At 62.7% G+C, this 13,369-nt stretch carries 12 protein-coding genes; all 12 read right to left on the bottom strand.

The annotated features are described in order from the left end of the window. Positions 1 to 177: 177 nt before the first annotated feature. A complete protein-coding gene (locus tag EXV95_RS06070; protein WP_176886187.1) occupies positions 178 to 1,194 on the bottom strand; it encodes an NADP-dependent oxidoreductase in 1,017 nt (338 codons plus the stop codon). 95 nt (positions 1,195 to 1,289) lie between these two features. Further along, entirely contained in the window at positions 1,290 to 1,721 is a 432-nt protein-coding gene (locus tag EXV95_RS06075) for a PaaI family thioesterase (RefSeq protein WP_176886189.1), read from the bottom strand. Positions 1,722 to 1,903: 182 nt separating this feature from the next. Continuing rightward, a complete protein-coding gene (locus tag EXV95_RS06080; RefSeq protein ID WP_176886190.1) occupies positions 1,904 to 2,695 on the bottom strand; it encodes an SDR family oxidoreductase in 792 nt (263 codons plus the stop codon). A 387-nt stretch (positions 2,696 to 3,082) separates the two neighbouring features. Beyond that, complete coding sequence (locus EXV95_RS06085) at positions 3,083 to 3,292, bottom strand: hypothetical protein (protein WP_176886192.1); 210 nt, start codon at positions 3,290 to 3,292, stop codon at positions 3,083 to 3,085. Further along, complete coding sequence (locus tag EXV95_RS06090; protein WP_176886193.1) at positions 3,292 to 5,145, bottom strand: acyl-CoA dehydrogenase; 1,854 nt, start codon at positions 5,143 to 5,145, stop codon at positions 3,292 to 3,294. Before EXV95_RS06090 ends, EXV95_RS06085 begins: the two co-directional genes overlap by 1 nt. 55 nt (positions 5,146 to 5,200) lie before the next feature. Continuing rightward, positions 5,201 to 5,683 carry a hypothetical protein gene (locus EXV95_RS06095; RefSeq protein ID WP_121420371.1) on the bottom strand — a complete coding sequence of 161 codons (483 nt, stop codon included), beginning with the start codon at positions 5,681 to 5,683 and terminating at the stop codon, positions 5,201 to 5,203. A gap of 352 nt (positions 5,684 to 6,035) precedes the next feature. Continuing rightward, positions 6,036 to 7,211: an acetyl-CoA C-acyltransferase gene (locus tag EXV95_RS06100; protein ID WP_176886194.1), complete on the bottom strand. Its 1,176-nt coding sequence runs from the start codon at positions 7,209 to 7,211 to the stop codon at positions 6,036 to 6,038. Positions 7,212 to 7,251: 40 nt separating this feature from the next. Beyond that, entirely contained in the window at positions 7,252 to 9,351 is a 2,100-nt protein-coding gene (locus tag EXV95_RS06105) for a 3-hydroxyacyl-CoA dehydrogenase NAD-binding domain-containing protein (RefSeq protein WP_176886195.1), read from the bottom strand. A 190-nt stretch (positions 9,352 to 9,541) separates the two neighbouring features. Next, positions 9,542 to 10,237 carry an ABC transporter ATP-binding protein gene (locus EXV95_RS06110; protein ID WP_121420373.1) on the bottom strand — a complete coding sequence of 232 codons (696 nt, stop codon included), beginning with the start codon at positions 10,235 to 10,237 and terminating at the stop codon, positions 9,542 to 9,544. A 1-nt stretch (position 10,238) separates the two neighbouring features. Then, the gene (locus tag EXV95_RS06115; protein WP_055394028.1) at positions 10,239 to 11,033 is read right to left on the bottom strand and encodes an ABC transporter ATP-binding protein; all 795 of its coding nucleotides are present in this window, start codon (positions 11,031 to 11,033) and stop codon (positions 10,239 to 10,241) included. Between the two features lie 2 nt (positions 11,034 to 11,035). After that, entirely contained in the window at positions 11,036 to 12,364 is a 1,329-nt protein-coding gene (locus tag EXV95_RS06120; protein ID WP_121420374.1) for a branched-chain amino acid ABC transporter permease, read from the bottom strand. A gap of 4 nt (positions 12,365 to 12,368) precedes the next feature. Further along, positions 12,369 to 13,322, bottom strand: coding sequence for a branched-chain amino acid ABC transporter permease (locus EXV95_RS06125; RefSeq protein ID WP_176886196.1), 954 nt, complete (start codon positions 13,320 to 13,322; stop codon positions 12,369 to 12,371). Between the last annotated feature and the right edge of the window lie 47 nt (positions 13,323 to 13,369).

A 13,369-nucleotide genomic window follows, 5' to 3' on the forward strand; every position in this document is an offset into this window, starting at 1 on the left:
GAGGATGGGCAACGTAGCAGACGCTGCCTTTGCGGGGCAACCCGGAGGGCATGGCAGCAAACAGCCACGCTCGTCGTTGCCCACCTTGCCCAGGCCGCCAGCATGGGCTGCGGTGGACGCCTAGATCGTGACTGTTTGCTGTCATGCGCACCCCATGAAAAGGCCGGGAGCAGGTTCTTAGATCAGCTTCACCAGCTGTTTGCCAAAGTTCTTGCCCTTGAGCAGGCCCAGGAAGGCCTCGGGCGCGGCGGCGATGCCCTGCGCAATGGTCTCGCGTGGGCGCAGCTTGCCGGTGCCAACCAGCGTGCCCAGTTCCTTGAGGGCATCAGGCCAGACTTCCATGTGCTCGCTCACAATGAAGCCTTCGACCTTCATGCGGTTGATGAGCATGAGCGCGGGGTTGGCCATGGGCAGCGGCGCGCCGTCGTAGCCGGCGATCATGCCGCACAGGGCAATACGGCTGAAGGCGTTCATGCGCAGCATCACGGCGTCCATGATCCAGCCGCCCACGTTCTCGAAGTAGCCGTCGATGCCGTTGGGGCAGGCTTCCTTCAGGGCCTTGGACATGGCCTTCACGTCGCTGTGTTCCTTGTAGTCGATGCAGGCGTCAAAGCCCAGCTCTTCCACTGCGTACTTGCACTTGTCGGCGCCACCGGCAATGCCCACCGCACGGCAGCCCCGGGCCTTGGCTAGAGCAGCAAAGGCGCTGCCCACGGCGCCAGTAGCGGCGCTTACCACCACGGTGTCGCCTTCCTTGGGCGCAATGATCTTGACCAGGCCGTACCAGGCGGTCACGCCAGGCATGCCCACGGCGCCCAGGTAGTGCGACAGCGGCACATGGGTCGTATCGACCTTGCGCAGCGCGCCGGGCTGATCGGCATTGACCACGCTGTATTCCTGCCAGCCGCCCATGCCCACCACCTTGTCGCCCACGGCGTACTTGGGATGCTTGCTCTCGGCCACCTCGCCCACGGTGCCGCCGATCATGACTTCGCCCAGCGCCTGCGATGCGGCGTAGCTCTTGCTCTCGTTCATGCGGCCGCGCATATAGGGGTCCAGGCTCAGAAAGTGGTGGCGCACCAGCACCTCGCCGTCCTTGAGCGCGGGCGTGTCGGTGGCCACCAGCTTGAAGTTGCTGGCCACGGCTTCGCCCTGGGGGCGGTTGTCGAGAACGATTTGTTGGTTGCGTGGCATGAGAGGCTCCTTCAGAATGTCTATCACTATGAATTCAATAGCTGCTAGCGCTTATGGATAAAGCGCTAGAGGCCAATTTGGCTTAAAAATCTGACTCAATCGGTGGAAATGACCTTGAGGTCATTCACATTGCGCCCATCGACTGGCAGGCGCCGCACGTACTTGAAGGTGCCGGTGGCATGGCAACACACCTTGCCTTGTGCGTCGTACACCGTGCCTTCGGTAAAAGCCATGGTGGCCGTGCGGTGAATGAGCCGTCCCTTGGCCACCAGCGGCCCGCGTGCGGGCTGCATGAAACTGGTCTTCATTTCGATGGTGACCACGCCCATGTCCGGCGTCGCGCTGCGCGCGGCCGTGGCCATGGTCACGTCCAGCAGCGTCATCGACGCGCCGCCGTGCGTGACGGCAAACGAGTTCAAGTGCTCGGGCTGGGCTTCGTAACGCAGCTCGGACTCGCCGTCCTCCATGCGGTGCAGCGTGAAGCCCAGGTGGCTGACAAAGGGGATTTCGACACCGAAACTTTTCAAGGGATTTCCTCAGAACACAAACCTCAAATACTGGCGCGGCCCACGCCAACGATCGCCGCGCAAGGGCCGCCAGGCTGCCAGGGCGGCACTTCGCTTGCGGGCGCTGGCGGGGTCTCCCCCTTCCCGCGCGCAGCGCGAGAGAAGGGGGAAGCGGCAAAGCCGCTCACGGGGTTGTACCCTGCTTAGCCGCCGGTAACGATACTGACGCCGCCGTCGACGGCCAGCCACTGGCCCGTGATGTGCTTGCCCGCATCCGACGCGTACAACGCGCACAGGCCCTTCAGATCTTCATCATCGCCCAGACGGCCCAGCGGGGCGTGGGCGGCCAGCGCTTCCTCGCCCATGGCCTTGAGCGTACCTACCGTCATTTTGCTCGGGAAGAAACCCGGGCAGATGGCGTTGACGCGGATGTTGTACGCGCCCCATTCAGCGGCCAGGGCCCGTGTGAAGTTGATCACCGCGCCCTTGGAGGTGTTGTAAGCAATGGTGTTCATGCCCTTGGGGTTGCCGCCCAGGCCTGCGATGGACGCCACGTTGATGATGCTGCCGCTGCGGCGCGCAATCATGCTGTGCTTGGCGATGTGCTGACTCAGGATGAAGTAACCGCGCACGTTGAGGTTCATCACCTTGTCCCATGCGTCCACGGGGTGGTCTTCGGCAGGAGCACCCCAGGCTGCGCCTGCGTTGTTGACGAGGATGTCCACATGGCCCAGGCGTTGCAGGCTTTCGTCAGCCAGGCGGCGGATGTCTTCTTCCTTGGCGCAGTCGGCAGCAATCCAGCTGGCTTCGATACCGGCGGCTTTCAGGTCGCCGGCAGCTTCTTCCAGGTCGGAGGCCTTGCGCGAGCTGAGCACAATCTTGGCGCCCGCTTCGCCCAGCGCGTGGGCCAGTTGCAGCCCCAGGCCGCGCGAGCCGCCGGTGACCAAGGCGGTCTTGCCGGTGAGGTCAAACAGTTGTTGGATGGTACGGGTCATGCTGAAAGTCTCCTTCGGTTTTGGATGGATCTGTCGTTGGGTGTTTGCCCCACGCGCCCGAGGATTGTGCGATGCAATGCGGGCGCTTTGTGTCGCGGGGGTGTCGGGCGTTCAGCTAAGAGCCGGTTCAAAATTTTTATGGAGCCGCACAAGTGCCTTGCCGGGATGGGATGCAAGGCGCGGGGCGCCGCCGATAGCCCGTGCTATCGGCAAGCGCCGCAACGCCGCAGACCGCCCGGCAAGGCACTTGCCCGAAGGGTTGGAGTGAAATCGGGCGATTGGACGCCCCGGCTGCTTGCATGGGCATGAGCCCATGCGGCGCATCCGAAGCATCCACTCATCCCGATTGCACTCCAATGCGGTCTCCAAAAAGACTTTGAACAGGCTCTAAGGGCCGGGGTCGGTGTGCAACCGGGCCCGCACCGCAATCAGCACCACACCCACTCCGGCCAGCACCCCGCCGCCCACGATGAGGCTCCAGCCCAGAGCCTCATCGGTGCGGGCGGTGGCGATGCCCAGTATCAGCGTGAGCAGCCCGCCGTAAATCAGCACCCAGATGAGCTTGTGCAGGCGTTGCAGGGTTAGTGGCGCCGCCATCAAAACGCCTCTTCAGGGAAGGCCGCGCAGGTGGCATCGCGCGTGCTCACCACCTGCAGCCAGGCGCCGATCTTGGGCAACTCGTAGTGGAAGAAAAAGCGCATGCCGCCCATGCGTCCCAGGCTCGCGGGCTGGGCCAGATCGGCATCCCGGGCCAGCGTGGCCAGGGCCACGTCCAGCCAAACCCAGGCGAGCACCGTGTGGCCAAAGGCCTGCATGTAGGGCACTGCATTGGCCAGCGCATCGGCAGGCTGGCCCGTGGCCCAGGCGGCCTTGGTGGCGGCGCCCACGTCCTGCAGCGCCTTGCCCAGCGCATTGGCATGGGCCGCCAGTGCGGGCACCTGGATGGCACGCTCGATGGTGGCGTTGATGCGCCCGGCCAGCAGTTGCAGGCCACGCCCGCCCTCCATCAGCACCTTGCGGCCGAGCAGGTCCATGGCCTGGATGCCGTGGGTGCCTTCGTGGATCATGTTCAGGCGGTTGTCGCGCCAGTACTGCTCCACCGGGAAGTCGCGGGTGTAGCCATAGCCACCATGGATCTGGATGGCCAATGAGTTGGCCTCCAGGCAGAACTCGCTGGGCCAGCTCTTGGCAATGGGGGTGAGCACCTCCAGCAGCAGGCGGGCTTCGTCGGCCGTCGCCGCGTCGCCCGTGTGCTGCTCGTCCACCAGCTTGGCGCAAAACAGGTTGAGCGCGAGCGCCCCTTCGCCATAGGACTTCTGGGCCAGCAGCATGCGCTTGACGTCGGCGTGTTCGATGATGCGCACCTGGGGCTGGGCGGCGTCCTTGACCACGGCAGCAGCGCCATCCTTGGGGCCCTGCACCGGGCGCCCTTGGGGCCGGTTCTTGGCGTAGTCAAGGCTGGCGTAATAGCCCGCCAGCCCCAGCATGGTGGCGGCCATGCCGATGCCGATGCGCGCCTCGTTCATCATGTGGAACATGCAGTGCAGGCCCTTGCCGGGCTGGCCGACCAGGTAGCCCACGGCCCCGGCCTTGCCCTCAACCGGGAACTTGCCTTCACCGAAATTAAGCAGCGTGTTGGTGGTACCGCGCCAGCCCAGCTTGTGGTTGAGGCCCGCCAGCGCCACGTCGTTGCGCACGCCGGTGAGCTTGCCTTCGGTGTCCACCAGTTTCTTGGGCACGATGAACAACGAGATGCCCTTGGTGCCCGGCACCAGCTTGCCGTCCGGCCCCGGGATCTTGGCCAGCACCAGGTGCACGATGTTTTCGGTCAGCTCATGGTCGCCCGAGCTGATCCACATCTTGTTGCCCGTGAGGCGATACCTTGCCCCCAATGGGTCGGCCTCGAAGCCATCGCCATCAGGCACTGCGCGCGTGGCCACATCCGACAGCGAGGAGCCCGCCTGCGGCTCGGACAGACACATGGTGCCCGACCAACGCCCGTTGAATTCATTGAGTGCAAACACCTGCTTTTGCGCCTCGGTGCCATGCACCATGAGCAGGTTGGCGTTGCCCGAAGTCAGCAGGTTCGAGCCGATGCTGATGGACGCCACCGCAAAGAAGCTGTTGGCGGCCGCCTCGACGGCATAGGGCAGCTGCATGCCGCCGACCTCGTAGTCCTGCGCGGCCGACAACAGGCCGGATTCTGCGTAGGCCTTGCGCGCCTCGTAGGTCGCCTGGGGCAGGATGACCTTTTCACCGTCGAAGTGTGGCTCCTCGATGTCTACGGTGCGGTTGAAGGGCGCGTACTTCTCGCGAGCGATGCGCTCGCAGGTGTCGAGCACCGCATCGAAGGTTTCGCGCGTGTGGTCTGCAAAACGCGTGCGGACCGTGAGGGACTGGGCATCGAGCCAGTCATACAGCAGAAAGTCGAGCGTGGAACGCAGGGTCATCAGAAGGTCTCCTTGTGGCTGCGTGCATGCCCGATCTCCAATGGCCTGATAGGGCTCAGCGTGCAGGCAGCACGATGTTCTTGAAACACCAGTAGTCCATGTCCGAATCGGGCTTGGGCTGGCAATTGGCTTCTCCGAGCTGCAGGCGTGTGGCACCTGCAGGCAGTGGCGGGAACGTGATCTTGACGAGCTTGTTGCGGCCGGGCTTGACCACGTCCATCTTCACGTTGCAGAAAGACAGGCCTCCAATCGACAGCTGCGGCAGCACGGTGCCGGTGCCCAGGTCCTTGAGCGTGAACGCATCGGGCGAGCCAGTGGGTTGCGCACAGGCCTCGAACGATTCATCGGTGGTGTTCTTGACAGCAAGCGTCACCCGCGTCTGTTTGGCGTCCACCACGATGTCCTGCAAAACCACGTCGGAGTCCGACTCCAGCGGCAGCTGGAGCTTGTAGGTCTGGCTCTGGGCATGGGCACCGCATGCAACGGCAAGGGCCGAGAGGGCGACACAGTGGCGAAAGGAAGGAAGCAGACAACGCATGGGAGGTACCGGGTTCGGGATGGAGAAAGGAGAGAGGTTCAGGGCCACAGGCAAGCCGGTGGTCGCGCGGATTCTGCCCGCACCAACCGCGCCGAGGGACGCATCGTGCCCCGGCAAAGCAACAATTTGTAGCCAGCGTCTCTTCACCCCCTCGGCCCTGCTCGGCCCTGGTGTCTTTCTCTCATCCCCTTCTACCGGCAGTTCAGGCATCCATCTGAAATTTCCTGGACGAAGAGCCAACGCATGTGGTCCGCCCATGGGCCCCACCACCGCTGCTTGCGCCACCCACAACGGGGCAAGCGCACAGGAAACACGTGAAGGTGCCGCCTGTTGCGCCGCCCCCAGCCAAGTTTTACAGCACTTCGAAAATGCCCGCAGCGCCCATGCCGCCGCCAATGCACATCGTTACGCACACCTTCTTCGCACCACGGCGCTTGCCTTCGATAAGCGCGTGGCCCGTGAGGCGCTGGCCCGACACACCGTAGGGATGGCCCACGGCAATCGCGCCGCCGTTCACGTTCAGGCGGTCGGCCGGAATGCCCAGCTTGTCGCGGCAGTACAGCACCTGCACGGCGAAGGCTTCGTTCAGCTCCCACAGGTCGATGTCCTGCACGGTGAGGCCCAGCTTTTTCAGCACCTTGGGCACGGCAAACACGGGGCCGATGCCCATTTCGTCGGGCTCGCAGCCTGCCACCGCAAAGCCGAGGAAGCGGCCCAGGGGCTTGAGGCCCTTCTTGCTGGCGTACTCTTCGCTGGTCACCACGCAGGCACCGGCGCCGTCGGAGAACTGGCTAGCGTTGCCGGCAGAGATCAAACCGCCAGGCAGCGCCGATCGCAGGCCGCTGATGGCTTCTACCGTCGTGCCTTCGCGTGTGCCTTCATCCTTGCCCACGGTGACCTGCTTGGTGATCAGGCCCAGCGTTTTGTCGGCCACACCGGCGGTCACGGTGATGGGGGCGATTTCTGCGTCGAACAAGCCAGCGGCTTGCGCAGCGCAGGCCTTTTGCTGGCTGGCGGCACCGTATTCGTCCATGGCTTCGCGACCGATGTTGTAGCGCTTGGCCACTTGCTCGGCGGTCTGCAGCATGCTCCAGTAGATCTCGGGCTTTTGCTTGGCCAAGGCCAGGTCCTGGATCATGTGCAGGTTCATCTCCTGCTGCACGCAGGAGATGCTTTCGACACCACCGGCCACAAACACGTCGGCCTCGCCAGCGATGATGCGCTGGGCGGCCATGGCAATGGTCTGCAGGCCCGAAGAGCAGAAGCGGTTGACCGTGACACCGGAGGCGGTGATGGGCAGGCCGGCCTTCAGCGCGATCTGGCGCGCGATGTTGCTGCCGGTGGCGCCTTCGGGCGTGGCGCAACCCATGATGACGTCGTCCACGTCTGCACCGTCGATGCCGGCGCGCAACACGGCGTGCTGCACGGCATGGCCGCCCAGGGTGGCGCCATGCGTCATGTTGAAAGAACCCTTCCAGCTCTTGGCGAGCGGCGTGCGGGCGGTGGAAACAATCACTGCGGAGGTCATGTGAATTCCTTTGATTCTGTAGATGGGTGCACGCGGCTATTTACTGGAAGGCCTTGCCTTCGGCGGCCAGCTTGGCCAGCAGCGGAGCGGGCTTCCAGAACGCTGCGTCATCCAGCGGGTTCTTGGCAAAACGGTCCATGGCCTGCACCACGTTGAACAGACCCACTTCGCTGGCGTAGTGCATGGGGCCGCCACGGTGGATGGGGAAGCCGTAGCCGGTCAGGTACACCATGTCGATGTCGCCGGACTTGCTGGCGATGCCGTCTTCGAGGATGTGCGCGCCTTCGTTGACCAGGGCGAACACCAAGCGCTGCACGATCTCTTCGTCCGAAATCTTGCGCGGCGTGATGCCCAGCTCCTTGCGATGGTCTTCGATCATCTTGTTGACCAGGTCGCTCGGGATCGCGTCACGCTTGCCGGCCTGGTAGTCGTACCAGCCTGCGCCGGTCTTCTGGCCGAAGCGGCCCAGTTCACACAGCTTGTCGGCGGTGCGGCTGTACTTCATGTCGGCGCGCTCGACGGAGCGGCGCTTGCGGATGGCCCAGCCAATGTCGTTGCCCGCCAGGTCGCCCATGCGGAAGGGACCCATCGCAAAGCCGAACTTCTCGACGGCCTTGTCCACCTGTTGGGGCGTGCAGCCTTCGTCCAGCAGGAAGCCGGCCTGGCGGCTGTACTGCTCGATCATGCGGTTGCCGATGAAGCCGTCGCACACGCCAGAGACCACCGAGGTCTTCTTGATCTTCTTGCCGATGGCCATCACCGTGGCCAGCACGTCCTTGGCGGTCTCCTTGCCGCGCACCACTTCCAGCAGCTTCATCACGTTGGCGGGGCTGAAGAAGTGCATGCCCACCACGTCCTGCGGGCGCTTGGTGAAGGCGGCGATCTTGTCCACGTCGAGCGTGGAGGTGTTGGAGGCAAGGATGGCGCCAGGCTTGGCCACGGCGTCGAGCTGCTTGAACACGGCTTCCTTGACGCCCATTTCTTCGAACACGGCTTCGATGATGAGGTCGCAGTCCTTGAGATCGTCGTAGCTCAGCGTGGTGCTCAGCAGGGCCATGCGTTGCTCGTACTTGTCTTGCTTGAGCTTGCCCTTCTTGACCTGGGCTTCGTAGTTCTTCTTGATCGTGGCCACGCCACGGTCCAGGGCTTCCTGCTTCATTTCAAGAATCTTGACGGGGATACCCGCGTTCAGGAAGTTCATGGAGATGCCGCCACCCATGGTGCCCGCGCCAATCACGCCAACCAGCTTGATGTCGCGCTTGGGGGTGTCGGATGCGACATCAGGGATTTTGCTCGCTGCACGCTCGGCCATGAACAGGTGGCGCAGTGCGCGGGACTCAGGCGTCCACATCAGGTTGATGAAGATTTCGCGCTCGACCAGCATGCCCTCGGCAAACTTCTTCTTGGTGGCAGCTTCGACCGCGTCCACGCACTTGGCGGGCGCGGGGAAGTTCTTGGCCATGCCCTTGACCATGTTGCGCGCGAACTGGAAGTACGCATCGCCTTCGGGGTGCTTGCAGGGGAAGTTGCGCACCAGGGGCAGCGGACGGGCATCGGCCACGCTCTGTGCAAACGCCAGGGCTTCTGCGGCCAGCGATTCGGCCGACGCGGCCATCTTGTCAAACAACTTCTGGCCGGGCACGGCGCCAATCATTTCGCTCTTGACGGGCTCGCCGCTCACGATGAGGTTGAGCGCGGCTTCAACACCAATCACGCGTGGCAGGCGCTGCGTACCGCCTGCGCCGGGGATCAGGCCCAGCTTGACTTCAGGCAGTGCAATCGAGCAGCCAGGCGCCGCAATGCGGTAGTGGCAGCCCAGGGCCAGCTCCAGCCCGCCGCCCATGGCAACGCTGTGCATGGCAGCCACGACGGGCTTGGCCGAGTTTTCAATGGCGGCAATCACCGACAGCAGGTTGGGTTCTTGCAGCGACTTGTCGGTGCCGAACTCCTTGATGTCGGCGCCGCCAGAGAACGCACCACCGGCACCGGTGATCACGATGGACGTGACCGCTGCATCGGCATTGGCACGGCCAAGGCCGTCCACGATGCCCTGGCGGGTCGATAACCCAAGTCCGTTGACGGGAGGGTTGGCCATGGTGATCACGGCAACGGAGCCGTGGACTTTGTATTCAGCGGTCATGGTGCTGTTGTTCCTTGGAAAGTGAAAAAGAACGATCGTGCGTTTTTATTGTAGAGACTTCAAACCCATTTGGCGTGTCAATTTGTCCCGGGCGGGACAAGGGGGTTTGCAGTGCAACATTTGGTAAAGCAAAAAAAGAGGCGCCTTCAGCTATCGGGCGCCTCTTTTGGCCATGGTTCTTCAGAAATCGTCAGACTTCAAGCCATTCCTTGCGGATGTAGTTGTCGGCCCGCAGGCTGTCCGGTGTGCCCTGGAACACGATCGAGCCATGCCCCATGACCAGCGCGCGGTCCGATATCTTCATCGCGATGGTGAGCTTCTGCTCGATCAACAGCACCGAGATACCCCGCGCTTTGATGGTCTGCAGGTACTGCCCCACCAGCTCGACAATCTTGGGGGCCAGGCCTTCGGTGGGCTCGTCGATGATGATCAGGTCGGGGTCGCCCATCAGCGTGCGGCATAGCGTAAGCATCTGCTGCTCGCCGCCCGACATCACGCCCGCCTCGGTGTGCTGGCGCTCCTTGAGGCGCGGGAACATCTCGTACATGTCGTCAAACGACCAGCGGCTACCCTTGCCTTTGCCTTTCTGGCCCAGCAGCAAGTTCTGGTGCACGGTGAGGTTGGGGAACACATCGCGGCTTTCGGGCACGTAGCCCACCCCCAGGTGGGCGATCTCGTAAGCCTTCTTGCCGTTGAGGTCCTGCCCCTTCCAGTTCAGCGTGCCCTCCCAGTCCACCAGGCCCATGATGGCCTTGGCGGTGGTGGAGCGGCCCGAGCCGTTGCGCCCCAGCAGGGCCACGATTTCACCGGGTTGTACGTCGAAGGTCACGCCATGCAGCACATGGCTCTTGCCGTAATAGGCGTGGAGATTTTCGATTTTCAGCATGTCAGTGTCCCGCCCCTTGCTCGTCCGCAACGACAGAGCCCAGATAGGCCTCCTGCACGCGCTGGTTGGCGCGCACCTTGTCGGGCGTGTCATAGGCAATGACCTCGCCATAGACCACCACAGCAATCTTGTCCGCCAGGCCAAAGACCACGCCCATGTCATGCTCCACCGTCAACAGCGTGCGACCTTCGGTCACTTCCTTGATGAGGTGGATGAAGCGCGTGGTCTCGGTCTTGCTCATGCCGGCCGTGGGCTCGTCGAGCAGGATCACGTTGGCACCACCCGCGATGGTGATGCCGATCTCCAGCGCGCGCTGCTCGGCATAGGTGAGGTTCATCGCCAGCGTGTCGCGTTTCTTGTCGAGCTTGATCATTTCCATGAGCTGCTTGGCGCGCTCATTGGCATCGTGCAGGTTCGACAGGAAACGCAGGAACGTGTACTTGTAGCCCATGCTCCAGAGCACACCGCAGCGCAGGTTCTCGAACACCGAGAGCTTGGGAAAGATGTTCGTGATCTGGAAGCTGCGCGACAGCCCCTTGCGGTTGATCTCATACGGCGCCAGCCCGTTGATGCGCTGGCCGTTGAGGATCACATCCCCGCTTGTGGGCGCAAAACGCCCACTGATGAGGTTGAACAGCGTGGACTTGCCCGCGCCATTGGGGCCGATGATGGCCACGCGTTCACCCGAGGCCACGGACAGGTTCACGCCACGGATAATTTCCGTCTTGCCAAAGCTCTTGCGCAGGTCGCGCAGTTCCAGGGCATAGGTGGTGTTGGTTGGGTTGTCAGCTGCCATGTTTACAGCGCCTCCCCACGCTTGATTTCATGTTCGATCTCTTCCTGGATCGTGCTCCACTGCCGCAGGAACTGGCGGCGGCAGAGTTCAAAAAGTCCAAAGCCCGTGACCATCACGAAAATGGCGCCAAACCAGCTCGTAAAGCCCGCGGCGTTGAGCGTGGCCCCCAGGAACGTCAGCTCTGGCCCCAGGGCCGCGTTGAGCTGCAGGTGGTAGGTCATTTCGATCATGCAGGCTGCGCCCATCACCCCCACCAGCGCTGTGCCGCCTAGCGCCAGGTAAGAACTCCAGAGCTGACGCAGCTTGCCGTACTTGGCCAGCCGCAGGTTCATCATGATCAGGCTGGCAATGCCTCCGGGCGCATACATCACCATGAACAGGAACACCAGGCCCAGGTACAACAACCATGCCTTGGACAGCTCGGACAGCAACACCGACGCCAGCACCAACAGCACCGCGCCGATGATGGGGCCGAAGAAGAACGTTGCCCCGCCGAGGAAGGTAAACAGCAGGTAGCCGCCGGAGCGAATCACGCTCAGGCTGTCAGCTCCCGTGATGATCTCGAAGTTGATGGTGGCCAGCCCACCTCCGATGCCAGCAAAAAAGCCCGCGATGATGAACGCGAAGTAGCGCACACGCTGGGTGTTGTAGCCGATGAACTCGACGCGCTCGGGGTTGTCGCGCACAGCGTTCAGGATGCGGCCCAGTGGCGTGCCGGTGAATGCAAACATGGCGGCAGTGCAGACAAAACAGTACGCTGCAATCAGGTAGTACACCTGAATCGCAGGTCCGAAACTGATGCCAAAGAAGGCTTTGCCATACACCCGGTCCGTGGTAATGCCGCCTTCTCCGCCGAAGAACTCGGGGAACATCAGCGCCATGGAGGCCACCAGTTCGCCAATACCCAGCGTGATCATGGCGAAGGTGGTGCCCGACTTCTTGGTAGTGACAAAACCGAGCAGGATGGCAAAAAATGCCCCTGCCAGGCCGCCCACCAGTGGGATGAAAACCAGCGGAATGTGCACAGAGCCCTTGGTCGCCATGTTCATTGCATGAATGGCGATGAACGAACCCAGGCCCGTGTAGACCGCATGGCCAAAGCTCAGCATGCCGCCCTGCCCCAGCAGGATGTTGTAGGACAGGCAGATGATGATCAGGTAGCCGATCTGCGAGAGCATGGTCAGCGCCAGGCTGCTGCGAAACAGCATGGGCGCCACGATGAGCATGACCGCGAACAACGTCCAGATGATGAGGCGCCCGACGTTCCAGGGCTTGAACCGGTAGTGCGACGTGGCGCTGGAAGCGACAGTAGTGGTTGTAGTGGAATTCATGGCATCAGTCCTCCCGCGTGCCCAGCAAGCCCTTGGGGCGGAAGATCAGGATCAGCACGAGGAACAGGTAGGGCAGGATGGGCGCGACCTGGGAAATCGTGAGCTTGAGCAAGGGGTAGCCGAAGGTTTGGTCAGTCACCGCCAAGCCCACGGCCTTGAAGACATGGATCAGAGAGTAGTCCAGCGCCACGGCAAAGGTCTGCACCAGACCGATGAGCAGCGATGCCAGGAAGGCACCTGCCAACGAGCCCATGCCACCCACCACCACCACGACAAAGATGATGGAACCCACTGAGGCCGCCATCGCAGGCTCGGTGACATAGGTGTTGCCACCGATCACCCCCGCCAGGCCGGCCAGCGCGGCACCACCGCCAAACACCAGCATGAAGACGCGCGGCACGTTGTGGCCCAATGCCTCGACCATCTCGGGGTACTTGAGGGCGGCCTGGATGACGAGACCGATGCGCGTGCGTGTGAGCAGCAGCCACACCGACACCAGCATCAGCAGGGCCACGAGCATCACAAACGAGCGCGACTTGGGAAATTGCGTGCCATAGAGCGAAAACAGCGGACCCTGCAATTGCTCGGGCAGGCCATAAGGCACCGTGGAACGGCCCCAGACCAGTTGCACCACTTCCAGAATGAGGTAGGACAGGCCGAACGTGACCAGCAGTTCGGGCACATGGCCGAACTTGTGCACCCGGCGCAGGCAATAGCGCTCGAACGCGGCCCCCAGCGCAAACACGACGAGGGGTGCCAGCACCAGCGCTGGCCAGAAGCCCACCACTCCAGAGATGGTGAACGCGAAGTAGGCACCCAGCATGTAGAAGCTGGTGTGTGCAAAGTTGAGCACGCCCATCATGCTGAAGATCAGCGTGAGGCCGGAACTCAGCATGAACAGCAGGAGCCCGTAGCTCACGCCGTTCAGCAAAGAGATCACGAAAAACTCAGGATTCATTGGAATTTTTCACTGCAGGGGTAAAAAAAAGGCCCGAGTGGTCGGGC

Source organism: Acidovorax sp. JMULE5 (assembly GCF_013376875.1).
Classification (GTDB): Bacteria; Pseudomonadota; Gammaproteobacteria; order Burkholderiales; family Burkholderiaceae_C; genus Acidovorax; species Acidovorax facilis.

What these genes read in the sequence shown, in the direction of transcription:
- EXV95_RS06070 (WP_176886187.1), bottom strand. Translation starts at nt 1,194, where the DNA reads ATGCCACGCAACCAACAAATCGTTCTCGACAACCGCCCCCAGGGCGAA.
- EXV95_RS06080 (WP_176886190.1), bottom strand. Translation starts at nt 2,695, where the DNA reads ATGACCCGTACCATCCAACAACTGTTTGACCTCACCGGCAAGACCGCC.
- EXV95_RS06085 (WP_176886192.1), bottom strand. Translation starts at nt 3,292, where the DNA reads ATGGCGGCGCCACTAACCCTGCAACGCCTGCACAAGCTCATCTGGGTG.
- EXV95_RS06090 (WP_176886193.1), bottom strand. Translation starts at nt 5,145, where the DNA reads ATGACCCTGCGTTCCACGCTCGACTTTCTGCTGTATGACTGGCTCGAT.
- EXV95_RS06095 (WP_121420371.1), bottom strand. Translation starts at nt 5,683, where the DNA reads ATGCGTTGTCTGCTTCCTTCCTTTCGCCACTGTGTCGCCCTCTCGGCC.
- EXV95_RS06100 (WP_176886194.1), bottom strand. Translation starts at nt 7,211, where the DNA reads ATGACCTCCGCAGTGATTGTTTCCACCGCCCGCACGCCGCTCGCCAAG.
- EXV95_RS06105 (WP_176886195.1), bottom strand. Translation starts at nt 9,351, where the DNA reads ATGACCGCTGAATACAAAGTCCACGGCTCCGTTGCCGTGATCACCATG.
- EXV95_RS06110 (WP_121420373.1), bottom strand. Translation starts at nt 10,237, where the DNA reads ATGCTGAAAATCGAAAATCTCCACGCCTATTACGGCAAGAGCCATGTG.
- EXV95_RS06115 (WP_055394028.1), bottom strand. Translation starts at nt 11,033, where the DNA reads ATGGCAGCTGACAACCCAACCAACACCACCTATGCCCTGGAACTGCGC.
- EXV95_RS06120 (WP_121420374.1), bottom strand. Translation starts at nt 12,364, where the DNA reads ATGAATTCCACTACAACCACTACTGTCGCTTCCAGCGCCACGTCGCAC.
- EXV95_RS06125 (WP_176886196.1), bottom strand. Translation starts at nt 13,322, where the DNA reads ATGAATCCTGAGTTTTTCGTGATCTCTTTGCTGAACGGCGTGAGCTAC.